Raw genomic sequence first — 25,864 nt, 5'->3', positions numbered from 1 at the left:
CGTCAAGCAATGGCTCAGCCCCTGGGACATCCATCCTGTATCGCCAGAAAGCTGGACAGCAGCAGTGACCCGGCCTCCACGTTGACAGCCCGGCCATGGCGCAGGCGCTCGCCCTGGTCCTGCGCCAATTGCGCCCATATGCGCGCCTCGGCGGGGCCGGGGCACAGGCGCCGAAATGTCTCGGCTTCCTGCGGCGCCGCTTCCGGATCGGGCGGCTGGCCGATGGCCCCGCTGCGCGCCAGCCGGGCAAAGGCCCGATCCATCAGGCCCAGCAACAGATCCAGCCGCTCCTCCTGGCCGCGCCCGGCGGCACTTTCGGCCAGCGCGATCGCATGTGGGCGGCTCAGGTCGGGCAGGGTGGAGAACAGTTTGACCAGGTCGGCATACAGCTTGAGTCCGTCCCTTTGCATCAGCCGGACCGCGTCGCCCACGGACCCGCCTGACAATGCGGCAAGGGCGGCCGGATCGCCGAGTGTCTGGTCGATCCCGGTGGCGGCCAGCGCCTGCGCCATATCGGCGACGTTCAGCGGGGCCAGCCGCAATTCGCGGCAGCGCGACCGGATGGTTGGCAGCAGGCGCGAGGGCTGGTGGCTGACCAGCAGCAGCGTTGTGCGCTCTGGCGGCTCTTCCAGCAGCTTGAGCAGCGCATTCGCGGCGTTCACGTTCATGTCGTCGGCGGTATCGACGATCACGACCCGGCGCCCGCCATCGACAGAGGACAGCGCAAAGAAATTCTTCAATCGCCGGACCTCGTCCACGGTAATCTGCGCTCTCAGACGTTTGGCCTTTTCGTCATAGGGGCGGCGCAGGGCAAACAATCCGGGTTCGGAGCCGGCCATGATGCGGCGGGATACCGGGTGGTCGTCCGCGATTGCGAGGTCGGTCGGCGGCGGTGCTGCGCCGAAAAGACCAGCCTCATCCGATATCGGGGTGGCGAGCAGGAAGCGCGCGATCTGCCATGCAAGCGTTGCCTTGCCGACGCCGCGCGGCCCCGTGATCAGCCAACCATGGTGCAGCCTGTCAGACCCGAAGGCCTGCAGGAAATCGGCCTGCGCTGCATCCTGACCGAACAGCTTTGCCGTCTCGCGTGGATGCGGCGCCCCGTCGATGCGGTCGGGTTCGGTCCGTGTGGTCTCGGTCATGGCAGGTGTCCGCTTATCGCAGCCCAGACATCGCCTGCAACGCGGTCGGCGTCCCGGGCGCCGTCAATGACATGAAAGCGGTTGGCAAATTCCTTGGCCAGCCCAAGGAACCCGGCGCGCATCCTGTCTTGCAGGCCCTGGCCAAAATCCTCGAACCGTTCCTCTTTGGTCTGGCGCGCCTTGGCGCGGCTGAGGCCGGTGGCCGGGTCCATATCGATCAGCAGGGTCAGATCAGGCTCGACCCCGATCATCAACTCGTGCAGCGCGTCCACCTTGGCGCGCAGATTGCCGCGCGACAGGCCCTGATACATGCGGGTACTGTCGGCGAAACGGTCGCAGATCACGACCTTGCCCGCCTCAAGGGCAGGCTGGATCGTCCGTTCCAGGTGATCGCGCCGAGCAGCGGTGAAAAGCAGCAATTCGGTATCGGCCGACCAGCGGTCCGGATCGCCCTGAAGGACAAGCGCGCGGATCTCTTCCGCGCCGGGGCTGCCACCGGGCTCACGGGTCAGGATGGCGTCATGGCCGCTCTCGCACAGCCGTGTCGCCAGGCGTCGTGCCTGGGTGGATTTGCCTGACCCGTCGATCCCTTCAAAGCTGACAAATAGCCCGGATCGGCTCACATCGCGTCCTCGGCCTGCATCCGCCCCAGAAGCACCTGAGAGACACTGATCATGCGCGCGACAAATCCGCTGGCGGGCACCGCATGCGCTGCGTAAAGGGGAATGCGATGTTCCGGCAGGTCGTCGGGCCTGATGATCAGTTCGGCAAGCTGCCGCCCCTCGGCAATCGGTGCCTCGATGGGTCCGGTGTAGGCCACTTCGGCGGTGACCTCGCGTCCGGGCGTGTTGGGCAGCAGGATCGTGAGGTCCTGGTCCGCCATCAGGCCAACGGTTTCGCGGGCGCCCATCCAGACATCCGCCTGTGCGATCACGTCCCCGGCGCGGGTCACTGTCTGCTCGGCGAATTGGCGAAAGGCCCAATTGACGATGGACTCGGCTTCGCGTGCGCGTGTCGACGCCGCATCCAGCCCGGTGATGGTGAAGATCACGCGGCGGTCGCCCTGCTTGGCCGATCCGACAAGACCGTAGCCCGCCTCCTGGGTGTGGCCGGTCTTGAGCCCGTCCGCCCCGATGCCAAGCGTCAGCAAAGGGTTGCGATTGAACCGGTTCGAGGATTCCGCCTCGTCGAACAGGAATTCGGTCTCCGCGAACATCTGGTAGAAATCCGGGAAATCCTCGATGATGCGTTGCGCCAGCAGGGTCAGGTCGCGGACGGACATCACATGGCCTTCGGCGGGCCAGCCGCTGGAATTCTTGAAGGTCGAATTCGTCATGCCCATCTGCTGCGCGCGTTGGGTCATCATCGCGGCAAACCCGGCTTCCGTGCCGTCAGGTGACAAGGCCTCCGCGATCACGACACAGGCATCGTTGCCCGACAAAACGATGATCCCGCGCAACAACTCCTCGACCGAGACGCGCTCACCGGTCCGCAGAAAGAGCGTTGAGCCGCCAAAGGAGTTGGCGTGCGCCGATACCGGCAACGCCTCGTCCAGGCTCAAACGCCCGTCGCGCACGGCCTCGAAGGCGATATACAGCGTCATCAGCTTGGACATCGACGCCGGGGGCAGGGGCACGTCGGCATTCTTGGACAAAAGAACCGTCCCGGTCTTTTCATCCAGCACAAACGCCGCGCTGGCCTGCGTATCGAACGCGGCCAGGGGCGCGGTGGCCAGCATCAACGCCGCGATCCCGGCGGCAAGATATTTGCGGATCATGGCGGGTCTCCTGTCATACCTGCAACGGTCTGGACTAGTTGGTGACGGCGTAGGCGTCGGTAAACCCGGTATCCTTGATCTTGGCAAGCAAGGCGCTGCGTTCCGCGCGGGTTTGCGCCGGGCCGACGATGACGCGCCAAAAGGTCTTGCCGCTGGAGGATTGTTCGAGAACCGTCGGCACCATGCCTGCCTGGCGCATCGCCGTGGCGGTGTTGTTGGCGTTTTCTTCGACGCTGAATATGCCGATTTGCAGGAACGGCTTTTCGAGGGAAGACGCCGGCGGCTTCGGTGTATTCGTCTCCTGGGTCGGTGCTGCCTCGCCTGGCGCTGCGTCCAGTGCCGCGGCGGCGGATGCAGCCACCGGATCGAGCGTGGTTTCGGCCACGTCGGACGGCGCGTCCAGAGTGCCGTCGCCGCTGGGCGCGTCCTGCGGGGGGGCGGCTGTGGCACCTTCCGGGGCCTCCTCGCGGCGGAGCGCCACCACGTTCAACTCTGTCGGGGCCCCGGCCAGCACATCCAGCGCGGCGGCCGCGTCGGAGGAGATTTGCAAGCGCGGTCCGGGCGTGTCGCGCTCCTTGCGGAACAGCGCGCCGATCACGAAACTGTCATTGGTCTCGTTGCGGATGATCGCACGCTCGGGCTCGGAGACATCCGGATGCGCCGCCCAGACCCCGCCCAGCGATGGACGCCCGTCCCAAAGCCCGGCTTCGGTAACCTGGAAGACCTCGGGCGCTTCGACGTCGCGCTCCACCAGACGTGTCGATCGGGTGCCGCCTGCGGCAGGCACATCCATTTGCGCCTCGGCGATGTCACCCCCCTGCAGGAAGGCCGGCATGTTGGCCGTCTCGCAGGCCGCCAACGACAGGGCCGCAATGCCACAAAGCGTTGCGTTCTGAGTGCTGCGCCAAAACCGGAAACTCGTTATCGTGTTGCTCATTGCCTGCGTGCCTTCTGCTTTGCCGCCCCGCGCGCGCCTCGCCCCTGCCAGCCCGGCGCAGCTTTCGTTGCAACCACGCTTACAGACTTCGGTGCCGCAAGAAAAGTCCGACGCTTGCGAAGCACAGATTTTCCTGTCCCCCGCTTCCAGAATCGCGGACAGCGGTCTAAGAAGCGTCCACCGGAGGTTTGGCAGAGTGGTCGAATGCGGCGGTCTTGAAAACCGTTGGGCGTGAGAGCGTCCCCAGGGTTCGAATCCCTGAGCCTCCGCCAATTTCTTCAGTGCGCTTCAAATTATTGAAATTACTTAATAAAAAATAGCGCAGGAAATTTTGACCACACACGCCAACCACACACGTTTACCACACCTTTTCCCGCATTAAGTGTGGCGCTTGGCCGAGTCCCACCGCTTTTCAAGCCCGCCGAATCTATCCGACTGAGGTTGCCTCCGAAATATGACCCAGCTTGGTTCGATCTCGAACAACCACATGTCGATTACTTGCAAGGTCTGTGGCTACAACACCCTCCTGACCTGCCCCCGTAGAACTGGGCCATTCAAAATGAGAGTTTGTTCTCGTAACGTTCAAAACGACGAGGAGAACAGACGAGGCGCGAAGCATCAACTGTTGAGTTCGAAGCGGCAGGTTTTAGGGTGCAATTATAAGGCGATTCCCGCTCTAAGAGCTACTGGAGTTGAGTGGCATTGAAGTTCTTGGGAACATCTCAACAATCCAACTACTGCTTGAGCCAGAATTGTCACCCGCTTTCGTGTAGCCCGTGTCATGCAGCCGATAAACGCTCGATGCCGCGTGATTCAGGATCCTCTTTTCGAAACGCATCGCAGCATCCGCTTGTTGCCGGAAAGCCGACTATGGGTCGGAGTGTGTTGAAGGACGCCGACAGCATGCAACCTTGCAAACTTAAACACCCGAGACCCAGCCGATATCTTGTCCCCGCGCGGGGTCAAGGCCGAAGGCCGCCGAGCATCGCCGGGCCGCCCCCCGGCACGGCGATTGGGTTGGTCTGGGCGCTGAGACCGGAGATGACGCGCCAGTTACGGGGATAAAGCGCGCCGGCTCGACCTTTGGATCGCCGCACCGCGGCCCTGCGACACGCGGCTGGGTCTCGCGCTGTATCCTGTGCGCATCGCCCTGCGGACAGCCTGCCTTGGGCACGGCGGCCCCCCCGGCACGGCGATTGGGCTTGGCAATGCGCGTTGTCCAGAGACTGCGCACCGGTTTCGGGGATAAACTGCTCTGGACCATCGGTTGCATAGGCCGCGCCACGGACCGGCGCTGCGCGGCTCTGACAGGGCCTCCGCCAGACCTCGGCAAATCTTGACAAATGGTAAATCCGTCCCTGTAACCCATTGAAATCATGTGGGGCAGGGGGCGTCCCATGCGTGGGACACCCCGGCGGGCGTGGATCACTCCAGCTCGATCAGCAGGTCCTTGGCATCGATCTGGGCCGCCGCCTGGACGTGGACCGCCTTCACCCTGGCGTCCCTTTCGGCGTGCAGGCCGGTCTCCATTTTCATCGCCTCGATCGTCAGCAGCAGGTCGCCTTCCTTGACCGTCTGCCCCGGCTGGACCGCGACCGACGCGACCACCCCCGGCATCGGCGCGCCGATATGGTCCGGATTGGCCCCGTCCGCCTTGGGCCGCGCCGCCGTCGAGGCCTTGGCCTTGCGGTCGGCCACCCGGATCGTGCGCGGCTGGCCGTTCAATTCGAAGAACACCCGGACCTCGCCATCATCCTGGGTCTCGCCCACCGCGATCAGCCGGATTTCCAGCGTCTTGCCGGGGTCGATCTCGGCGCTGATCTGCTCGCCCTGCTTCATCCCGTAGAAGAAGGTCAGCGTCGGCAGCACCCTCACCGGCCCGTAGATCCGGTGCCGGCCCATGTAGTCCAGGAACACCTTGGGATACATCAGGTAGGCATTGAGATCCTCGTCGTCGATCGCCTTGCCCTCGAGCTGCTTGACCACGGCGGTCCGCGTCTCCTCTATATCCACCGGCTCCGCATGTTTGCCGGGCCGGTCGGTGAAGGGGGTGTCCCCCTTGAGCACTTTTTTCTGAATCGCGGCGGGCCATCCGCCCGGTGGCTGTCCGAGATTGCCGCGCATCATGTCGACCACCGAGTCGGGGAAGGACACGTCTTTTTCCGGGTCCTCGACATCCGCGCGGGTGAGCCCCTGGCTCACCATCATCAGCGCCATGTCGCCCACCACCTTGGAGGACGGCGTGACCTTGACGATATCGCCGAACATCCGGTTCACATCCGCATAGGTCTGGGCGACCTCGTGCCAGCGCTCCTCGAGCCCCATGGAGCGCGCCTGGGCCTTGAGGTTGGTGAATTGCCCGCCCGGCATCTCGTGCAGGTAAACCTCGGATGCGGGGGCCTGCTGACCGCTCTCGAAGGCCGCGTATTGCCCGCGCACGGTTTCCCAGTAGTTCGAGATCTCGCGGATCGCCGAGATATCCAGCCCGGTTTCCCGTTCGGTGTGCCGCAGCGCTTCGACCACCGATCCCAATGTCGGCTGCGAGGTGTTGCCCGACAGCGCGTCCATCGCCGCATCCACCGCATCGACGCCCGCGGCTGCCGCTGCCATGATCGTGGCGATGCCGGCTCCGCTCGTGTCGTGGGTGTGGAAATGCAGCGGCAGGCCGACCTCTTCCTTGAGCGCCTTGACCAGCGGCCCGGCGGCGGCGGGCTTCAAAAGCCCCGCCATGTCCTTGAGGCCCAGGATGTGCGCGCCGGCGTCGCGCAACTCTTTGCCCATTCCGACATAGTACTTGAGGTCGTACTTGGACCGCGCCGGATCGTTCAGATCGCCTGTGTAACAGATCGTGCCTTCCAGAACCCGGTTCGTGTCCAGCACGGCATCCATCGCGACTCGCATGTTCTCGGTCCAGTTGAGGCTGTCGAAGACGCGGAACACATCGACCCCGGTCTCTGCCGCCTGTTTGACAAAAAACTGCACAACGTTGTCGGGGTAGTTGGTATAGCCCACGCCGTTCGCGCCCCGCAGCAGCATCTGCGTCATGATGTTGGGCATCCGCGCGCGCAGGTCGCGCAGGCGCTGCCACGGGCATTCCTGCAGGAACCGGTAGGCCACGTCGAATGTCGCACCGCCCCAGCATTCCACGCTGAACAGTTGCGGCAGGTTGGCGGCATAGGCCGGTGCCACGGTGATCATGTCGATCGACCGCATCCGCGTCGCCAGCAGGGATTGATGCCCGTCGCGCATCGTGGTGTCGGTGATGAGCACTTCTTTCTGTGCCGCCATCCAGTCGGCCACGGCCTGCGGGCCGTTTTCCTCCAGCAGGGTCTTGGTGCCGGGGGGTGGCGTCTCGACCCTCGCTTTCGGCGCGCGTGCGGGTTTCAGATCGGGATGTGGCTTGGCGCGTCCCTGCACCTCGGGATGACCGTTCACGGTGATGTCGGCGATGTAGGTCAATACCTTGGTGCCCCGGTCGCGCCGTTTCTTGAACTGGAACAGCTCGGGCGTCTCATCGATGAACTTGGTGGTGTACTGGTTGTTCAGGAAGGTCGGGTGCTTGAGCAGGTTTTCGACAAAGGAGATATTGGTCGACACACCGCGCACGCGAAATTCGCGCAACGCGCGGTCCATGCGAGCGATGGCCTTTTCCGGTGTTGGGGCCCAGGCCGTGACCTTGGTAAGAAGCGAGTCGTAGTAGCGCGTGATGACCCCACCCGCATAGGCCGTGCCGCCGTCCAGACGGATGCCCATGCCAGTGGCCGAGCGGTAGGCCGTGATCCGGCCGTAATCGGGGATGAAGTTGTTCTGCGGGTCCTCGGTCGTCACGCGGGTCTGAAGCGCGTGGCCGTTCAGGCGGATGTCGTATTGGCTGGCCTTGCCTGTCGCCTCGGACAGTGACTTGCCCTCGGCGATCATGATCTGCGCCTGCACGATGTCGATGCCGGTCACTTCCTCGGTGACGGTATGTTCGACCTGCACGCGGGGGTTTACCTCGATGAAGTAGAACTTGCCGTCATCCATATCCATCAGGAATTCGACGGTGCCGGCGCATTCGTAATTGACATGGGCGCAGATCTTGCGGCCCAGCTCGCACAGCTCTTCGCGTTGCGCCTCGGACAGATAGGGGGCGGGGGCGCGCTCCACGACTTTCTGGTTACGGCGCTGGACCGAGCAATCGCGTTCGTAGAGGTGATAGATGCTGCCCTGCTTGTCGCCGAGAATCTGCACCTCGACATGGCGGGCGCGGATGATCATCTTTTCGAGATAGCCTTCGCCATTGCCGAATGCCGCTTCCGCTTCACGGCGGCCTTCGAGCACTTTCTCTTTCAACTCCTTGGGGTCGTTGATTGGACGCATCCCGCGCCCGCCGCCGCCCCAGCTTGCCTTGAGCATCAGCGGATAGCCGATCTCCTCGGCCTTCTTGGCGATGGCGTCCCAATCGTCGCCCAGCACGTCTGTCGCGGGGATCACGGGCACACCCGCCTCGATCGCCACACGGCGCGCGCTGGCCTTGTCACCCAGCGCGCGCATGGTCTCGGCGCGCGGGCCGATAAAGGTGATGCCGTTGGCGGCGCAGGCATCCACAAGATCGGGGTTTTCCGACAGCAGGCCATAGCCCGGATGGATCGCATCCGCACCCGCGCCCTTGGCGACGCGGATGATCTCGTCAATGCTCAGATAGGCCGCGACGGGTCCAAGGTCTTCGCCGATACGGTAGGCTTCGTCCGCCTTGAACCGGTGCAGACCCAGCTTGTCCTCTTCGGCATAGACGGCAACCGTCTTCTTGCCCATTTCGTTGGCCGCCCGCATGATGCGGATGGCAATCTCGCCTCGGTTGGCAATGAGGATCTTCCTGAAATCTGGCATGGCAGCGGTCCTGACGTATTGGCTTTGATGGCTGCTTAGTAGGAATTCGTCACGGTCTCAATTGCAAGTCACGGGTTTCCTCGAACGACACGGGCCGCCCGAACGTGTCGTGTGCGTCGAGTTTCGCCGTGCCGCGCAGATCGGCGGGTCGGGCCACGCCCAGTTGCCCCAGATTGGCGACCATGTCTTTCTTCAGGATGTCGACCAGATGGGCAGGGCCATCGGTATCCAACGCCCCCAGCGCATAATGCCACGCCCGGCCCAGCATGACGAAATCGGCCCCCAGGGCGATGGCGCGCAGCACGTCCAACCCGCCTTCGATCCCGCTGTCGAAGATCAGCGGCAGCGTCGTGGCCCTGCGCATCGCGGGCAGCACCTCGATCGGGGCCGGGGCCGCATCGAACTGGCGTCCGGCATGGTTTGAAAGCCAGATCGCATCAACGCCCGCCTGTTCCAGCCGCGGCGCATCTTCGGGGTTCAACACGCCCTTGACGAAGAATTTGCCATCCCAGGCATCGCGCAGCCAACGCACGTAATCCCAGTCTGGCGAGGTGCGCAGCATGTAGCCCGCGTGCTGTGTCGAATTCAGCCCCGTGACCTTGCCGGCGTAATCATCGATCAGCCGCATCCGGGGCATGCCATGCGTGGCGGTACCGATCGCCCAGGCCGGGCAGGTCGCGATCTGTGCCAGCAGCCTTGGTGTCAGCTTGGGCGGCGTGGTCAGGCCCGACCGCACCTGGCGTTCGCGGCGGGACGGAACCGGCACATCGACGGTCAGTATCAGCGTCGAGAACCCGGCATCCCCGGCGCGTTTGAGCATGTCGGTGCGGATGCTCTCGTCGCGGGGCGGATACATCTGGAACCATCCGTTGCCCTCCAGCCGCGGCGCCACGTCTTCGGGCGTGCGGGTGGCCACGGTGGAAATGCTGTAGGGCATGCCCGCCTTGGTCGCCGCCCGCGCCAGCTTGCGCTCCGCATCGGGCCAGATCAGTCCGGACATGCCAACCGGGCTGATCCCGACGGGCAGGGAATAGCTGCGGTCACAGAGCGAGGTCGCCAGATCAATCTCGATCTCGCCATGCAGGATCGACGGTGTGAACAGGACCTGGTCCAGCGCCGACCGGTTGCGTCGCAGCGTGGCTTCGAGTCCGGTGGCCGAATCAAGATACTCCCAGACGAATTTCGGAATGCGCCGCTGCGCGCGCCTCTTGAGGTCCCCGATCGCGGGGTATTTTGCGTGATAATCCATAACCGCGCATTTGTGGACAGAAGTCGGGAATTGTCCAGAACCGGATTTTCGAAATCTCCGGCCAGTTCCTGCGAAGAAACCCGCGCGGTGCCGGAGTGAACATTATCAGAACATCTTTATCTCTGCTGCCTGTGGCGTTATCTTGCCTCGCATGAGCAGTTTCGATGAAATGGAGGCGTTCGAAAACGCCTCCCTGTCCGCCCGCGCCATGTCTGCGCGCCCGCAGCCCTATCTGGACGATCTCAACCCGGCACAGCGCCAGGCGGTCGAGACGCTGGACGGCCCTGTCCTGATGCTGGCCGGCGCCGGCACCGGCAAGACCAAGGCGCTGACCACCCGAATCGTGCACCTGTTAAACACGGGCCGTGCGCGGCCCAACGAAATCCTTGCCGTGACATTTACCAACAAGGCCGCGCGCGAGATGAAGGAGCGGGTGGGGCGGCTCTTGGGCCAGACCGTCGAAGGTATGCCGTGGCTTGGTACCTTCCATGCGATCTGCGTGAAACTGCTGCGCCGCCACGCCGAACTGGTGGGGCTGAAATCGAACTTCACGATTCTCGACACCGACGACCAGTTGCGGCTCCTGAAGCAACTTGTCCGTGCCGCAGGCATCGACGACAAACGCTGGCCCGCACGGCAACTCGCAGGCATCATCGACGGCTGGAAAAACCGCGCGATCACCCCCGACAAGGTGCCCGCCGCCGATGCAGGCGCGTACAACCACCAAGGGCCAAAGCTTTACGCGCTCTACCAGGCGCGGCTCAAGGAACTGAACGCGGTGGATTTCGGCGACTTGCTCTTGCATGTCGTGACGATCTTTCAGGCGCATCCGGACGTGCTCGGGCAGTATCAACGCTGGTTCAAATACATCCTCGTGGACGAGTACCAGGACACCAACGTCGCGCAGTATCTCTGGCTGCGGCTGCTGGCGAGCGCTCACAAGAACGTCTGCTGTGTCGGTGACGATGACCAGTCGATCTATGGCTGGCGCGGCGCCGAGGTGGGCAACATCCTGCGGTTCGAGAAGGATTTCGAAGGCGCGCATGTGGTGCGCCTGGAACAGAACTACCGCTCCACGCCGCACATCCTGGCTGCGGCGTCGGGCGTCATCGCGGGCAACCAGGGGCGTCTGGGCAAGACGCTCTGGACCGCCGCGGAAGACGGCGAAAAGGTTCGTCTCATCGGCCATTGGGACGGCGAGGAAGAGGCCCGCTGGATCGGCGAGGAAATCGAGGCGATGCAGTCCGGCACACGGGGCCTGCGGGCGTTTTCGCTCGACGACATGGCGATTCTCGTCCGCGCGTCTCACCAAATGCGGGCCTTCGAGGACCGGTTCCTGACCATCGGTCTGCCCTATCGCGTGATCGGCGGGCCGCGATTCTATGAACGGATGGAGATCCGCGACGCGATGGCCTATTTCCGCGTCGTGATCAGCCCGGACGACGACCTGGCGTTCGAGCGGATCGTGAACACCCCCAAGCGGGGTTTGGGTGACAAGGCGCAGCAAACCCTGCAAACGGTGGCGCGCGAAAATGGCGTGTCGCTGGTCGAAGGGGCGCGACTGGCGGTTGACCAGGGGCTGATCAAGGGCAAGGGCGGGTCCGAACTGGGCCAGCTTGTTCGCGATCTGGACCGCTGGGGGCGCATGGTCGAAGACGCGGATGTCGACCATCCCGAACTTGCGGGCATGGTTCTGGACGAAAGCGGCTATACCGCGATGTGGCAGAACGACAAGACCCCCGAAGCGCCGGGGCGGCTCGAGAACCTGAAGGAACTGGTCAAGGCGCTTGAGGAATTCGAAAACCTGCAAGGGTTCCTGGAGCATGTCAGCCTGATCATGGACAACGACAAGGGCGGCGATGGCGAGAAAGTGTCGATCATGACGCTGCATGCCGCCAAGGGGCTGGAGTTTCCCGCCGTGTTCCTGCCCGGTTGGGAAGACGGGCTGTTCCCGTCGCAGCGCTCGATGGACGAATCGGGGCTCAAGGGGCTCGAGGAAGAGCGCCGCCTCGCCTATGTCGGGATTACCCGCGCCGAAGAGGTGAGCACGATTTCCTTTGCCGCCAACCGGCGCGTGTTCGGCCAGTGGCAATCGGCACTGCCGTCGCGGTTCATCGACGAATTGCCGGAAGACCATGTCGAGGTGCTTACGCCACCGGGCCTCTATGGCGGCGGTTACGGCGCGGCGGGCATGGCATCACCCGCCACCCAGATGATGGCCGGGTCCGACCTGCACGACAAGGCAGCAGAGGCGAATGTCTATAACTCGCCGGGCTGGCGGCGGCTGCAATCCCGCGCGGCCCAGCGGCCCATGAGCCAACCGACCGAAGCGCGCAACACGATTATCGACGCCACCGCCGTATCCTCCTATGAACTGGGTGAACGCGTTTTTCACCAGAAATTTGGCTATGGCGCCGTGTTGGGGATCGAAGGTGACAAGCTCGAGATCGATTTCGACAAGGCCGGGATAAAGAAGGTGGTCGCCCGCTTCATATGTGCCGCCGATGACGTGCCCTTCTGAATCCGGTGGAATGCGCTGACGCGCATGCAGGTTTGTGGTGCCCGTGACGGCGGGGACACAAGGCACGCGGACGATCGCGCCGATTGGCCGACCTCGCGTTGGCATATTTGAAAAGAGAAGAAGCAGGGGGCCGGCGCTTGACGGCGTCGCGTCTTCTTGATTCCGGGCGTGTATCGGTCTATGCCACCGATGTGGCGATTTGTTACCGGATTGCGGGCCACGTTAAACACGCCGCTAAAAGGTCAGCTGAAAGCCCCCTTTCGCTTGGCCGGAACGGGGCTTTTTCGTTGGGCTGCGGCCCAAAAGGTGATGGAATGAAAAACAGAAAACCGAGAACGAAACTGGTGCATGGCGGCACCAGGCGCAGCCAGTGGGGCGAGGTGAGCGAGGCGATGTTCCTCACCCAGGGCTTTGTCTACGACAGCGCCGAGCAGGCCGAGCAGCGGTTTATCCAGGCTGGACCGGACGAATATATCTACGCGCGGTACGGCAACCCGACGGTCGCGATGTTCGAAGACCGCATCGCGATGCTGGAAGGGGCCGAGGACGCCTTTGCCACCGCCAGCGGTATGGCGGCTGTGAATGGCGCGTTGATGTCGATGCTCAAGGCCGGTGATCACCTTGTGTCGGCGCGGGCGCTGTTCGGATCCTGTTTGTACATCGTCGAGGATATACTGCCGCGCTATGGTGTCGAGGTGACGTTGGTCGATGGCGCCGATCTGGGACAGTGGCGCGCTGCGGTGGGGCCCGACACGCGCGCCGTGTTTTTCGAATCGATGTCGAACCCTGCGCTGGAGCTGGTTGATATCGCGGCAGTTTCTGAAATTGCCCGGGCACATGGCGCGACCGTGGTGGTGGACAACGTGTTTTCGACCCCGGTCTTTTCCGATGCCCTGGCGCAAGGCGCCGACGTGGTGATCTATTCCTCGACCAAACACATCGACGGGCAAGGGCGCACGCTTGGCGGGGTGATCCTGGGGACGCGCGACCATATCCGCAAGGTCGTGGAACCTTACATGAAGCATACCGGTGGGTCGATGTCGCCCTTCACCGCATGGGTGCAGCTCAAGGGGTTGGAAACGCTCGATCTTCGGGTGCGCGCGCAGGCGAAATCGGCACAGGAGATTGCCGAGTCGCTGGAAGGACACCCGGCGCTGCGCAGGGTGATCTACCCCGGCCTGCCGTCGCATCCGCAGGCGGCGCTGGCGCAGCGTCAGCTGGGGTCAGGCAGTACGATGGTTGCGATCGAACTGGCCGGCGGCAAGGACGCCGCCTTTGCCTTTCTCAACGCGCTGGGGATCATCGTGATCTCGAACAACCTTGGAGATGCCAAGAGTATCGTGACCCATCCGGCCACGACCACCCATCAGCGGCTTGCTGCCGAACAGCGCGACATGTTGGGGATCACTGACGGATTGGTGCGCCTCTCGATCGGAATTGAGGATACGGAGGACCTGATCGACGATATCCAGTCGGCGCTGGCGGCTGTGTGAGCGCAGGTTTTTCCCCCGCAGATTGATCTGCATGCGATGTCGGGACGTAACAGGGTCTATGGAATAAATCCTGATCGCACCTATGTTTGAGTGACGCGACCAACAGGCGAGGGGGCCTGAGTATGAACATCCATACACCTGAGATCGACCGCAAACCGAGTCGGGACGAGGCGGAGGCCGCTTTGGCGCTGTTGCGCCAATGGGCCGAAAAGGCACAAGATGCCGAGATCGACACCGTCGATCCCGCTCTGCGCAGCTTTGTGGATGGCGCAGACAACATGCCTTACCCGGAGATGCGCCGGGACTATCCCGGCGGGTTTTCCGTGGACGACTCGTACAAGGCGTCTCTGCCCGATCTTCAGAACGGCCCGTCGGCCCTGATCCGGGGCGCCAATCGCGGGATCCAGCATGTCGGGATCTCCAATTTCCGCCTGCCGATCCGCTATCATACCCGCGACAATGGTGACCTGACACTGGAGACAAGCGTCACCGGCACGGTCAGCCTTGAGGCCGACAAGAAGGGCATCAACATGAGCCGCATCATGCGGTCGTTTTATGAGCATGCCGAAAAGACCTTCAGCTTCGATGTTATCGAACGCGCGCTGGATGACTACAAATCCAACCTCGAGTCCTTCGATGCGCGGATCAACATGCGCCTGTCCTTCCCGATGAAGGTCGATAGCCTGCGCTCGGGCTTGTCCGGCTACCAGTATTACGACATCGCGCTGGAGCTGTTCGACCAGGACGGCGTGCGCCACAGGATCATGCATCTGGACTATGTCTACAGCTCGACCTGCCCATGTTCGCTGGAATTGAGCGAACATGCCCGCCGCACGCGCGGGCAGTTGGCGACGCCGCATTCGCAACGCTCCGTGGCGCGGATTTCGGTGGATCTGAAGGATGACAAATGCCTGTGGTTCGAAGACGTGATCGACATGTGCCGCAGTGCCGTGCCCACTGAAACGCAGGTCATGGTCAAGCGCGAGGACGAACAGGCCTTTGCCGAACTGAACGCGGCCAACCCGATCTTCGTCGAGGATGCGGCGCGGCTCTTTGCCGAGCAATTGCAAGCGGATCCCCGAATCGGCGATTACCGTGTGCTGGCCAGCCATCAGGAAAGCCTGCACAGCCACGATGCTGTGTCGGTCCTGACCGAGGGCGACTTGTTTGCGGCGCAGAGCCTTGATCCAAAGCTGTTCTCGACCTTGTTTCACGTCGGTTGAGAGCGGCGGGGGCGGGGGGCACCCAGATGGTGATCCCCCAACCGGCCTGCGGCGAACCCGGGTGCCATTTTCCGCGCCCGTTTTTCCGGGCGTATCTTCATGGAACATTCCGCGTCGATGCTTGACAGCCTGCAACGGGGGGGCCAACGGTAGCCCTCATGTTCGATATCCGTCCCGTGGCCTATGTGATTGGATTGCTGGTTGCCGTTCTCGGGGCAACCATGCTTTTGCCGATGCTGGTCGACATCGCCGAAGGGCGCGGCGAATGGTACGTTTTCCTGCAAAGCTCTGTTCTGACCATGTTTTCCGGCGGCCTGATGGCGCTGGCTTCGGCCAATGGAGTAAAGCAAGGGCTGTCGATCCAGCAGACCTTTCTGCTGACCACCGGTGTCTGGCTCATCTTGCCGATCTTCGGCGCGCTGCCTTTTGTTCTTGGCGCGACCGAGGCGCGATTTGTCGATGCGTTTTTCGAGGCGATGTCAGGGCTGACAACCACAGGTTCGACGGTATTGTCGGGGCTTGAGGCGCTGCCAAAGGGGCTGTTGCTCTGGCGCGGACTTCTGCAGTGGCTCGGCGGAATCGGGATCATTGTGGTGGCGATGGTGTTCCTGCCCGAATTACGAGTCGGAGGGATGCAGATCTTCCGCACCGAATCCTTCGACACGATGGGCAAGATCCTGCCGCGGGCCACCGAAATTTCCGCTTCAATTTCAACGATCTATGTCGGTCTCACTTTGGCTTGCGCCGTATCCTACGGGGTTGCGGGTATGGGGGTGTTCGATGCCACGGTGCATGCCATGACAACCATCGCCACCGGCGGGTTTGCCAATTACGACGCCTCTTTCGGGGCTTTCAACCCGATGGTCGAATACATGGCCGCCATCTTCATGCTGCTCGCGGCGCTGCCATTTGTGCGCTACGTCCAGCTGACCGCGACTCGCTCGGCCAAACCGCTGCTCAAGGACAGGCAAATCCGTGCGTTTTTCGGGACCGTGGCGGTTCTCGTCGCGGTTCTGGTGGCATGGCGCGCGCTGTCCATGGGCGTGCAGACCGAAGAAATGCTGCGAAAAACGCTGTTCAACGTCGTCTCGATTATCACCGGGACGGGCTATGCGTCGCAGGATTACGGGCTTTGGGGGCCGTTGGCGGTGGCGGTGTTCTTTTTTATCGGCCTGATCGGGGGATGCGCCGGATCGACCGCCTGTTCGATCAAGGTGTTCCGCTACCAGCTTCTTTTCGCGTCGATCGGCGTGCAATTGCGCAAGGTTCGCACACCGCATGGCGTCTTCATGCCGCGATATGATGGCCGACCGGTCGGAGAGGAAGTGCTGAACTCGGTGATCTCGTTCTTTGTGTTCTTCGTGGTGACTCTGGGTGTCCTGTCCGTTGCGCTTGGCATGACGGGGCTGGATTTGATCACCTCCGTCTCGGGCGCGGCGGCGGCTCTTGCCAATATCGGCCCCGGCCTCGGGCCCGAGATTGGTCCGTCTGGCAATTTCGGCGGGTTGAACGATACCGCCAAATGGATGCTGTCACTTGGGATGCTCTTGGGCCGGCTTGAACTTCTGGCGGTCTATGCCCTTGTCACCGTCAGTTTCTGGAGAGCCTGACGCGGCACCCGTGCGCAAGCCCGTTTGAACGGGTTTGAAACGCGGTTTCGAAACCGCGTCGCACGGGCTTTCGAAAGCCCGTCCACCGCCCGGGTCCTTTTCGACGTCTTGATGCCTGTCCGTCAGACAGAGTGGCACGATGCGCCTCAAGCGGAGGGAGAGGATCACTCCGACAGCGCGACTGACAGCACCTTGTGCCTCATCATGCCCCGGCACCGGGGGCAAACCATGAGAGACCGGTCACACAGCGGTCACACAAGGCCCGATCCGGGTTACAGGTCCGGGAGATGTCCCCCGCCGTGCAAGCAGGAGGACGGTCATGCCCCTTCGGGTGACGCCTCTTCTATAGCAAGCTGCAGGATCGCAGGCATCCTGCTTACCCGGACATACCCGGCTGGGGGGGGCGGTATGGCCTGTTTGCCCCCGTGTCACATCACCCAATTTCAGCCAGCCGGTTCAAGGCATCGCGCAGCTTTTCCGCCTCATCTTTGCGGGCTGCAAGATTGGCGCGTGTCTCGGCCACAACCTCTTCTGGTGCGCTCTGGACGAACTTGGGGTTGTTCAACCGTCCGGTCATCCCGCCGATTTCCTTTTCCAGCTTCTCGAGCGACTTGTGCAGCCGGTCCTTTTCCGCTGCGACATCTATGATGTCAGCCAGCGGCAGACCGAAGGTCGCGCCATCAACCGGAACCGTGGCGCTCCCCTTGGGAAAGCTGTCGACCGGGGTCAGCTCATCGATACGGGCCAAGCGTTTGATCAGCACCTCGTTGCGGTCCCATGCCGCGCTGGCGGCATCGTCCATATCCTTGACCACCAGCGGCAGGTAAAGACCCACTGGAACATGCATCTGCTGACGCGCCGAGCGGATGCCCTCGATCAGCCCGATCACCCAGTTCATTTCGAGATCGGCCTCGGCGTCGATCAGATCGGTCCCGTAGGCGGGCCAATCGGCATGGACCAGCATGCTGTCGTGTTGCCCGGTCACCGACCAGAGTTCTTCGGTGATGAAGGGCATGATCGGGTGCAGCAGGATCAGGCACTGGTCGATGACCCAGGCCATTGTTTCCTTGGTTTCTGCGGTTTGCGGGCCGTCGTCGAGCAGCAGCGGCTTGGAGAATTCGACGTACCAGTCACAGACCTTGCCCCAGACAAAGCGATAGAGCGCCGCCGCCGCGTCGTCGAAACGATAGGCCTCCAGCGCGGCATCCACGTCAGCCCGCACGCGAGCGGTTTCGCCGATGATCCAGGTGTTCACCGTTGTGGTGGCCTTGGGCATGTCGGCGTTGGATGTGCGGGTCTCGAACACGCCGTTCATCTCTGCAAAGCGCGTGGCATTCCACAGCTTGGTGCCGAAATTTCGGTAGCCCGCGATGCGTTGCAGGTCGAGTTTCAGCACTCCGCCCAGCGAGGCCATCGCCGCATTTGTAAAGCGCAGCGCATCCGCGCCGTAATCGTCGATGATTTCAAGCGGGTCAACCACGTTGCCCAACGACTTGGACATCTTCTTGCCCTTGGCGTCGCGCACGAGCCCGTGCAGGTAGACGTCCTTGAAGGGCACTTGGTCGACCACCGCCAATTGCATCATCATCATCCGGGCGACCCAGAAAAACAGGATGTCCTGCCCGGTGACCAGGACGCTTGTCGGGAAATACCGGGCCAGTTCCGGCGTCTCTTCCGGCCAACCCAGCGTCCCGATCGGCCAAAGACCGGAGGAGAACCACGTGTCGAGCACGTCGGGGTCTTGCCAGACGGGATAGACCAGCTTGGTCGGGTCCTGGTCATGCGCCTCGTAGTTGGCGAGGCTCGCGGCCAACTGCTCTGATGCCTCCGCGCGATCGGACACCTCGACCAACCGCGCGTGGTTCAGCGGTGTCGGCAGATCCGCCAATACATCCGCAAACCGGCCTTGCAGGTCATCAAAGCTGGCCGCCGCGTGGTGCTGTTCGCTGCCCTTGGGCAGGGCCTGCGCGCTGAGCAGGCGGCCCATCTCCACCAGGTCAAGGGCGCCATCACCTTCGTCGTCGCGGAAGCCTTCGCGCGCAAGGTCGAACCCGTACCAGACCGGGATCTGGTGCCCCCACCAAAGCTGGCGCGAGATGCACCATGGTTCGATGTTTTCCAGCCAGTGGTAATAGGTCCGCTCGCCGGACTCCGGCACGATTTTGACCTCACCCGAGCGCACGGCGTCCAGCGCGGGGCCGACGATCTTTTCGGCGTCGACGAACCACTGGTCGGTGAGCATCGGCTCGATCACCACCTTGGACCGGTCTCCGAAAGGCTGCATGATCGGCTTGGCCTCGACCTGGGGCACCAACGCCTCATCGCGGGGGGCGCCGCCCTCTTCAGGGGCGTCCGGCGCCGTGGGGGACCCCAATCTCGGATCGGTGGCGGGGACCATGACGGCGAGGCCTTCGGCGGTGATCTCTTCGACCACGCGGCTGCGCGCCTCGAACCGGTCGAGCCCGCGCAGGTGATCCGGGACGAGGTTGAGCGCGTCGGTCTCCGTCTCATCCAAGGTCCGCTCGCCGCGCGCAACCGCGCCCGCGATCTCGGCCGCTTCGGCATAGGACGCCCCGTCGTCGCGCATCTGCGCCGTGGTGGTCATTAGGCGATAACACGGAATGCCGGCACGCTTGGCAACCCCGTAATCGTTGAAGTCATGCGCGCCGGTGATCTTGACGGCCCCCGATCCGAAAGTGGGGTCGGGGTAGGCGTCGGTGATGATCGGGATCAGGCGGCGATGCTCTTTCGGGCCAACCGGGATCTCGCAGAGCGTCCCGACGATTGGTGCATAACGCTCATCTGACGGGTGAACCGCAACCGCGCCGTCGCCCAGCATGGTTTCGGGGCGCGTCGTGGCGATGGAGATATAGTCGCGCTCTTCCTCGAGCACGATGTTCCCCTCTGCGTCTTTCTCGACATAGGTGTAGGTCGCACCGCCCGCGAGCGGGTACTTGAAATGCCACATGTGGCCGGGGACTTCGGTGTTTTCGACTTCGAGGTCCGAGATCGCGGTCTCGAAGTGCGGGTCCCAATTGACCAGCCGCTTGCCGCGATAGATCAGGCCCTTGTCGTACATGTCGACAAAGACCTTGATCACCGCGTCGTGGAAATTCGGCGCGCCGCTGTCCCTGTCCGGGTCGCCCGCAGCCCCGCCCATGGTGAAGGCTTCGCGTGACCAGTCGCAGGATGCACCAAGGCGCTTCAATTGCCCGATGATGGTCCCGCGCGATTTGACCTTTTGCTCCCAAACCCGGTCCAGGAACGCGTCGCGCCCCATCTCGACGCGAGCCGGTTCGCCATTGGCGGCCATCTCGCGTTCGGTCACCATCTGCGTCGCGATGCCCGCGTGATCGGTGCCCGGCTGCCACAGCGTGTCAAAGCCGCGCATCCGGTGCCAGCGCACAAGGATATCCTGAAGCGTGTTGTTGAAGGCATGTCCCATATGCAGCGAGCCGGTCACGTTCGGCGGCGGGATCATCACGCAGAAGCTGTCCTCGCGCTTGGCATTTGCACCGGCCTTGAAGGCACCGCTGTCTTCCCACGCCTTGTAGAGCCGCGCTTCGGCGGCCTGCGCGTCGAATGTCTTTTCCATCGCCATGGGGTAAATCCCGCTGTTGTGCCGCAGCAGACCGCGGCAAATGTTCCGTCCCGCTTCATCTAGCGAATGGTCGGGGAAAGGAAAACCCAAGGGATGTGTGAAAATCGGGTGGTCCGGGGCGAAGGCCCTTCGAAGGGCCTTGGGCACGGGATTTCGAAATCCCGTCGAACCGCGCTTCGAAGCGCGGTCCACCGACAGACGAAAAAACGGTGGTGCCAAGGGAGGAGAGGCACCACCGTTCCAGTTCACGACATCCAGGGAGGAGGAGAGGATGCCGATTCCGTTCGGACCGAAAAGTCCGGAATTTCAAGACGGTGACACCAGGGAGGAGGAGAGGTGCCACCGTCATATTCGGAGCGCCGAGGGAGGAGGAAACGGCGTCCGATCTGTGTTGGCGAGGGGCCTGTTACGGCCATGCTCACCGAATTCTGCTCAGGCTTCGTAGGCAGCCTGATACGCGATACGGCGGATTTCACTCCGGTTCAATCCGAGGTCGCTCAGATCGCGCGCGGACAATGACTCCAATTCTTGCACCGTCTCGCGGTAAATCTTGCGGCGCGCCGCCTTGCCGCGATATTCTGCGATCAGCGCGTTCAGGCGGGTCATGAGACCCGTGCCGACGCCGCCGATGCTGTTGGTTTCGTATGCCATGTGTCTGCTCTGTTCGAATATGTGTGTTTCCGTTCGCTTGTTATGAAGATAGGCAAATGCTGCGCATGCACAATCCTCTTTTGTCTCAACGCTGCTATGCAGCATTTGCATAGACCGAATGGTTTAATTTTGTGCGTTTCGACCCATGCGCGCTCGGAACGAGGCAACTGGGTGACTAGACTCTGGCGCAAGTGTCATGTTCCGGGAAAAACGATGAAAGCCTGTGCATTTTCGAAACATGTACCGAGCATGGGTCCGTGCTGACCTTTGCGGAATCGGCTGATGGCGACACGCTGGATCCGGTCGAAGACGTCGCTGCGATTCGGGGCCAGGGACGGATGACCCTTTCGCCACAGGGGGTCCGTCGCTCCGTTTTCCTGGGCTGCGTCGTGCAGAAGGGAGGGGCGCTTTCCTGCGTCCAGGATGTGCTGTGGCAGAAAGTGACGGGGTGGCGTCGAGGGGGTGCCGATCTTCGGGGCGCTTTGGATGTATCCGCCGTGATGAAGGCGCCAGGTCAGCGCGAGACGGTCAGGCGCTGACTGAAGCGATAGCTCGAGTCCGAAAGCCCTTTCGGCGCGCGCGGAAAGCGGGCGCGTTTGACAGCCGCTATTGCGGATTGATCGAGACGGGGGCTGCCCGAGGATGCTGTCACCGACACGCCGGTCACGCGCCCTGCCGGTGTGATCACGATCATGAGCTGTGTGGTTCCGGGCACGCCGCGTGGTGGACGATGCGCACGCCGCAACGCGGCGGTGATCTGCGCGCCCCATTGCTGTTGCAGCCTTGCGCGCTGGGCCTTGGACGGTCCGGGGGCTTCGGGTGCCGCCCGTACCGGGGCTGCGCTATTATTTGCTCCGCGCCCTTCGGCCTTTTGCGGTTTCTGCGGTGCGCTTTGCGCTTTTTGCGGCGCGGGCGCGGCGCGGTCCACGGGCTGGTCAGGCCGGCGTTCGGGACGCGGGGAGGCAGTGGGCGCGATCGGCGTGGCTGCGGGGCTGAGGTCGACCACCGGTAACGCGTTCGCTGCGGGTGCAAGAGCGGGCCTGTCCGGTGCCTGCGGGACAGGCATTGCCTGCACGTCGGGCGCGCGCCGGGCCTCTGGCGTGACATGTCCTGTCGGCGTGGGCGGTGTCGTGGGGCGTTTCAGGGCCGGTGCGGCACTGACGTCTGGCGGGCGATCCCAATCCTCGACCATCGCGGCAAGTGACGGGCGGGCCGCCTGGAGCGTGAGCCGCGCCGCGCCGTCATCCCCTCCGCCGCTGCCACCGGAGCTTGGCGGTGTCCAGAACACCGTCGCAGCGTGAAGCACGCTGGACAGCGCAAGGAACGCCATGATTTCCAGCAGCCGGATCATTGCGCCTCCGTCACGATTTCGACCTCTGACGCGCCAAGGTCGGACAATTGAGCAAGGATGCGCGCGAGCGTGGCCGCGGGCAGTGCCGCGTCTGCCTGCAGGCGCAAAGGTCCAGTGCCGTGCTGCGCCGCCAGCGCCAAAGCCGCGTCTCCGCGCGCCTGGTCAAAGGCAATCGCACCCCGTGCGCTGACATGCAGGGCGGCATCCCCGGCATCCTCTTCTCCGACCGCGCGGGGCAGGTCGATGTCGAACGGCGCCGATGGGGAGATTTGCGCTGTCATCAGGAAAAAGATCAGCAACAAAAACACCACGTTGATCATTGGCACCACCGGTTCGCGCGGCGGACGGCGGGGACGCGGGGATATCAGTGTGCGGCGTCTCATTCCACCACCACGAGATTGGACCAGCCAGCGCCCCGCAACAGCGCCATCGCGTCCAGCAAATCCTGGACCGACGCGCCGTCCCGCGCGCGCAGGATAACGACGTCTTGCGGCGTGGCCATGAGCGGTGCAAGTGTCTCTGCCAGGGTGTCCGTTGCGACGCCATTCACCAACATGCCGCCGGGGCGGATCGTGACAAGACGCGGCGGCCCGTCATAGGGTTGCGCGGCACCGCCGGATAACGACACCGGGACCGCGTCCGTCATTCCGAAGCGCGCCGCGAGCATGAAGAACACCAGGAGCAGGAACACCACGTCGATCATCGGGGTCAGCCCGATGCGGCGTCTGCGTGTTCGTTGCGCGAGGTCCAGCATGTCAGACCTTGCCCCCCTTGGTCAGAACCCGGATGGCGAGATCGTCGAAATCATGCGCCAGCCGGTCGTTGACGCTGTCGAACCAGCTGAGCGCCATGGCGGCCGGTATTGCCACGGCCATGCCGGCGGCCGTGGTCAAAAGCGCCTCCCAGATGCCGCCGGCAAGGGCGGCCGGATCGGCGCGCGCGCCACTGTCCTGCAAGGCCTGGAACGCTTCGATCATGCCAAGAACGGTGCCCAGAAGGCCCACCAGCGGCGCAATGGTGGCGATCAGGTCAAGCGCGCGCAGACCGCCGCCCGCCTCCATCAGCGCACCACGGGCGACGCGGGCGGTCTCGTCGCGCGCATCCTCTTGCGGCATTGTACGTGTGGCGGTCATCGCCGCCCGGACGACGCGGGCACGAAGGCCGCCGCGTTTCCCGAGCACCGAAATTGCCGCATCCGGGTCGCCGTTCTGCCAGTGCCTCACCGCCTGTTCCGTGGCCTCGCGCCGCCACGCGCCCAGCAGCGTCAGGCGCCAGAGCTTCCACAGGATCAGGCCAAGGGTGACGATGCTCAAACCGGCGATGACCCAGAGCGCGGGGCCGCCGATATTCAGGAACGCGGTGATGCGGGTCGTCATGCGGACATGTCCTCCGGGGTCAGGGTGGCGGGGCCGGTTTGCAGGACCAAGGCGGAGCTGATCTTGATGATCCGGCCTGCCGCCAGCGCCGGGATGCGGTCCCGACCGGACCGCGTGGCGATCCTTTCGGGGCGCACGGCATGTCCGGTGACGCCAAAGATGCGGTGTTCCCGCCCCGTCCGGCAAAGCGGTGCGGCTGTTTGCCCTGTCAGGCAGGCGATGCGGTGCGGTCTGGTCATGCGATCACCCCGAGGGGCTGCACGAGGGGGCCGTTTGGCGTGGGCACGATATTGGCCCGAAGATGGAACACCTCGGCCAGCCTTTCGGCTGTCAGGATGTCTTGGGGCGGGCCGTCGGCGACGATGCGGCCTGCGCCCATCATGATCAGCCGTGTGCAGTAGCGCCCTGCCAGCGACAGATCGTGCAATGAGGTCAGAACGGCGTTGCCCTCTTGCGCCAAGGTCTCGAACACTTGGAGCGTGGCGATCTGTGCTGCCGGGTCCAGCCCGGCTATGGGTTCATCTGCCATCAGGAGCGGCGTGTCCTGGGCCAATGTGCGGGCGATCAGCACGCGCGCCTGTTCGCCGCCCGATAGTTCGGTGGCGGTGCGATCGCGGAAATCCTGCAGCCCCATACGGCAAAGCGCGGCCTCGACCGCTGCTTGATCCGCGGCGCGCAGCGTCGCACCGCGCGCGAGATGGGGCAGGCGGCCAAGGGCCACGATACGCTGAACGCTCATGGGCCAGGCGATTTCGCGGAGCTGCGGCAGCCATGCGACCCGCGCCGCGCGGTCGGAGGCGGGCAGGGCGGCCAGCGAGCTGTGGCCCTCATGTGGCAGCAGCCCCAGCGCGCCGCGCAACAGCGTGGTCTTGCCGGACCCGTTGGGTCCGATCAGCCCGACGCATTCGCCTGCACTGACGGAAAATGTCGCCTCATCGACAACCGGACATTCGCCACGCCGTACCGTGAGGGACCGGGCAGACAGCAGGGTCATGCGAATTCCCTGCGTGTCTTGTAGATAAGGTGCAGAAACAGCGGCGCGCCGATCAGGGCCATGACGACGCCCAGTTTCAGGTCCCGCTCCGGCAGCACCAGCCGGGTGACGAGATCGGCCGCAAGCACCATTGCCGCGCCCCCGAGTGCCGAGGCCCAGAGCAGGGTGGAGGGACGTCCATGCACGAAGCGGCGCAGGATATGCGGCACAACGAGACCCACGAAGCCGACAGCGCCCGCGACCGCAGTGGCGGCGCCAACGGCGGCGGCGGTGCCCAGAAGCAGTTGCAGGCGCAGGCGCGACAAGGAGATGCCCATCGCCTCCGCCGAATCTTCGCCCAGGGTCAGCGCATCGAGCCCCCGGCCCAGACCCCCCAGCGCGATCCAGCCCAGAACCATGATCGGCCCGGCGAGCCAGACATGGGTCATGGCCCGATTGGCGACCGACCCCATCATCCAGAACATGATTTCGGACGCGGCATAGGGGTTGGGCGACAGGTTGAGCGCCAGAGACGTCAGCGCGGCGGCAAAGGCCGACACCGCGATGCCGGCAAGGATCAGCGTCAGGGACGACCCGCGTGGACCGGCCAGCAGCAGGATCAGGCCCACCGCGCCGCCGGCAAAGGCCAGGGCGCTGATCGGCAGGGCAAGAAAGAAGGCGGCGGCAAACCCGGTTTGCAATGCGATCACCGCTCCGAGGGCGGCAGAGCCCGACACGCCGATCAATCCCGGTTCGGCCAGCGGATTGCGCAAGAAGCCCTGCATCGCGGCCCCCGACAGGCCCAATGACGCGCCGATCATCGCCGCCAGCACAGCGCGGGGCAGGCGGATCTCCTGCATCACGGTCACGAAAAGCGGATTGCCCTGCCCGAACATGGCAGACAGCCAGGCCGACAGCGGGATCCGGGCATAGCCCACAAGCAGCGATGCGATGAACATCACCCCAGTCAGGACCGTCAGCGCAATAAAGAGCTTCACCGCTCTGCCTCCCGCGCGTCTAACATGTCATGTCCCGCGGCTGTGCCTGGGGACGGTGAATGTCACCACACCGGAGTACCGTCACATCCCGCG

General features: G+C 63.7%; 19 protein-coding genes, 1 tRNA gene and 1 riboswitch. Of the genes, 5 read left to right on the top strand and 15 right to left on the bottom strand.

Going from position 1 to position 25,864, the window contains the following annotated elements; genetic code table 11:
- Positions 1 to 14 precede the first annotated feature (14 nt).
- From LCF59_RS07885 to LCF59_RS07870, 4 genes are read right to left on the bottom strand one after another with little or no spacing between them, the layout of a single operon-like run.
- The gene (locus LCF59_RS07885) at positions 15 to 1,142 is read right to left on the bottom strand and encodes a DNA polymerase III subunit delta' (protein ID WP_292286905.1); all 1,128 of its coding nucleotides are present in this window, start codon (positions 1,140 to 1,142) and stop codon (positions 15 to 17) included.
- On the bottom strand, positions 1,139 to 1,765 hold the full coding sequence (gene tmk, locus LCF59_RS07880; RefSeq protein WP_292286904.1) for a dTMP kinase: 627 nt from the start codon (positions 1,763 to 1,765) through the stop codon (positions 1,139 to 1,141). Before tmk ends, LCF59_RS07885 begins: the two co-directional genes overlap by 4 nt.
- The gene (locus LCF59_RS07875; RefSeq protein ID WP_292286903.1) at positions 1,762 to 2,919 is read right to left on the bottom strand and encodes a D-alanyl-D-alanine carboxypeptidase family protein; all 1,158 of its coding nucleotides are present in this window, start codon (positions 2,917 to 2,919) and stop codon (positions 1,762 to 1,764) included. The genes tmk and LCF59_RS07875 overlap by 4 nt, the downstream gene beginning before the upstream one ends.
- Before the next feature lie 34 nt (positions 2,920 to 2,953).
- Positions 2,954 to 3,856 carry an SPOR domain-containing protein gene (locus LCF59_RS07870; protein WP_292286902.1) on the bottom strand — a complete coding sequence of 301 codons (903 nt, stop codon included), beginning with the start codon at positions 3,854 to 3,856 and terminating at the stop codon, positions 2,954 to 2,956.
- A 182-nt stretch (positions 3,857 to 4,038) separates the two neighbouring features.
- On the opposite strand from LCF59_RS07870, the gene LCF59_RS07865 reads away from it, so the two are divergent.
- Positions 4,039 to 4,128: transfer RNA gene (locus LCF59_RS07865), tRNA-Ser, on the top strand.
- Positions 4,129 to 5,281: 1,153 nt separating this feature from the next.
- Here the strand turns inward: LCF59_RS07865 and LCF59_RS07860 are convergent.
- The gene (locus LCF59_RS07860; RefSeq protein ID WP_292286901.1) at positions 5,282 to 8,725 is read right to left on the bottom strand and encodes a pyruvate carboxylase; all 3,444 of its coding nucleotides are present in this window, start codon (positions 8,723 to 8,725) and stop codon (positions 5,282 to 5,284) included.
- 49 nt (positions 8,726 to 8,774) lie between these two features.
- Positions 8,775 to 9,974, bottom strand: coding sequence for an alpha-hydroxy acid oxidase (locus LCF59_RS07855; RefSeq protein ID WP_292286900.1), 1,200 nt, complete (start codon positions 9,972 to 9,974; stop codon positions 8,775 to 8,777).
- A gap of 151 nt (positions 9,975 to 10,125) precedes the next feature.
- Between LCF59_RS07855 and LCF59_RS07850 the strand changes: the two genes are divergently transcribed.
- From LCF59_RS07850 to LCF59_RS07835, 4 genes are all read left to right on the top strand, one after another.
- Positions 10,126 to 12,495, top strand: a complete 2,370-nt coding sequence (locus LCF59_RS07850; RefSeq protein ID WP_292286899.1) for an ATP-dependent helicase — start codon at positions 10,126 to 10,128, stop codon at positions 12,493 to 12,495.
- Between the two features lie 181 nt (positions 12,496 to 12,676).
- Positions 12,677 to 12,753: riboswitch (SAM riboswitch) on the top strand.
- Positions 12,754 to 12,809: 56 nt separating this feature from the next.
- Positions 12,810 to 13,988: an O-succinylhomoserine sulfhydrylase gene (gene metZ / locus LCF59_RS07845; RefSeq protein WP_292286898.1), complete on the top strand. Its 1,179-nt coding sequence runs from the start codon at positions 12,810 to 12,812 to the stop codon at positions 13,986 to 13,988.
- A gap of 122 nt (positions 13,989 to 14,110) precedes the next feature.
- A complete protein-coding gene (gene folE2, locus LCF59_RS07840; RefSeq protein WP_292286897.1) occupies positions 14,111 to 15,211 on the top strand; it encodes a GTP cyclohydrolase FolE2 in 1,101 nt (366 codons plus the stop codon).
- Positions 15,212 to 15,369: 158 nt separating this feature from the next.
- Entirely contained in the window at positions 15,370 to 16,821 is a 1,452-nt protein-coding gene (locus LCF59_RS07835; RefSeq protein WP_292286896.1) for a TrkH family potassium uptake protein, read from the top strand.
- A 433-nt stretch (positions 16,822 to 17,254) separates the two neighbouring features.
- Here the strand turns inward: LCF59_RS07835 and LCF59_RS07830 are convergent, their stop codons facing one another.
- The 9 genes from LCF59_RS07830 to LCF59_RS07790 form a co-directional block, all read right to left on the bottom strand.
- On the bottom strand, positions 17,255 to 20,422 hold the full coding sequence (locus tag LCF59_RS07830; RefSeq protein WP_292286895.1) for a valine--tRNA ligase: 3,168 nt from the start codon (positions 20,420 to 20,422) through the stop codon (positions 17,255 to 17,257).
- A gap of 432 nt (positions 20,423 to 20,854) precedes the next feature.
- Positions 20,855 to 21,073, bottom strand: coding sequence for a DUF1127 domain-containing protein (locus tag LCF59_RS07825; protein WP_292286894.1), 219 nt, complete (start codon positions 21,071 to 21,073; stop codon positions 20,855 to 20,857).
- Between the two features lie 514 nt (positions 21,074 to 21,587).
- On the bottom strand, positions 21,588 to 22,424 hold the full coding sequence (locus tag LCF59_RS07820; protein WP_292286893.1) for an energy transducer TonB: 837 nt from the start codon (positions 22,422 to 22,424) through the stop codon (positions 21,588 to 21,590).
- Entirely contained in the window at positions 22,421 to 22,807 is a 387-nt protein-coding gene (locus LCF59_RS07815) for a biopolymer transporter ExbD (RefSeq protein WP_292286892.1), read from the bottom strand. Before LCF59_RS07815 ends, LCF59_RS07820 begins: the two co-directional genes overlap by 4 nt.
- Positions 22,804 to 23,178 carry a biopolymer transporter ExbD gene (locus LCF59_RS07810; RefSeq protein ID WP_292286891.1) on the bottom strand — a complete coding sequence of 125 codons (375 nt, stop codon included), beginning with the start codon at positions 23,176 to 23,178 and terminating at the stop codon, positions 22,804 to 22,806. The genes LCF59_RS07815 and LCF59_RS07810 overlap by 4 nt, the downstream gene beginning before the upstream one ends.
- A 1-nt stretch (position 23,179) precedes the next feature.
- Positions 23,180 to 23,800 (bottom strand): MotA/TolQ/ExbB proton channel family protein, encoded by a 621-nt coding sequence (locus tag LCF59_RS07805; protein WP_292286890.1) that lies wholly within the window; start codon positions 23,798 to 23,800, stop codon positions 23,180 to 23,182.
- Positions 23,797 to 24,039 carry a hypothetical protein gene (locus tag LCF59_RS07800; RefSeq protein ID WP_292286889.1) on the bottom strand — a complete coding sequence of 81 codons (243 nt, stop codon included), beginning with the start codon at positions 24,037 to 24,039 and terminating at the stop codon, positions 23,797 to 23,799. Before LCF59_RS07800 ends, LCF59_RS07805 begins: the two co-directional genes overlap by 4 nt.
- A complete protein-coding gene (locus LCF59_RS07795; RefSeq protein ID WP_292286888.1) occupies positions 24,036 to 24,794 on the bottom strand; it encodes an ABC transporter ATP-binding protein in 759 nt (252 codons plus the stop codon). Before LCF59_RS07795 ends, LCF59_RS07800 begins: the two co-directional genes overlap by 4 nt.
- Positions 24,791 to 25,732, bottom strand: a complete 942-nt coding sequence (locus tag LCF59_RS07790) for an iron ABC transporter permease (RefSeq protein WP_292286943.1) — start codon at positions 25,730 to 25,732, stop codon at positions 24,791 to 24,793. The genes LCF59_RS07795 and LCF59_RS07790 overlap by 4 nt, the downstream gene beginning before the upstream one ends.
- Between the last annotated feature and the right edge of the window lie 132 nt (positions 25,733 to 25,864).

The organism is Marivita sp., from assembly GCF_020055675.1.
In the GTDB taxonomy this organism is placed as follows: Bacteria; Pseudomonadota; Alphaproteobacteria; order Rhodobacterales; family Rhodobacteraceae; genus Marivita.
This window is presented reverse-complemented; position numbering and strand designations above follow the sequence as displayed.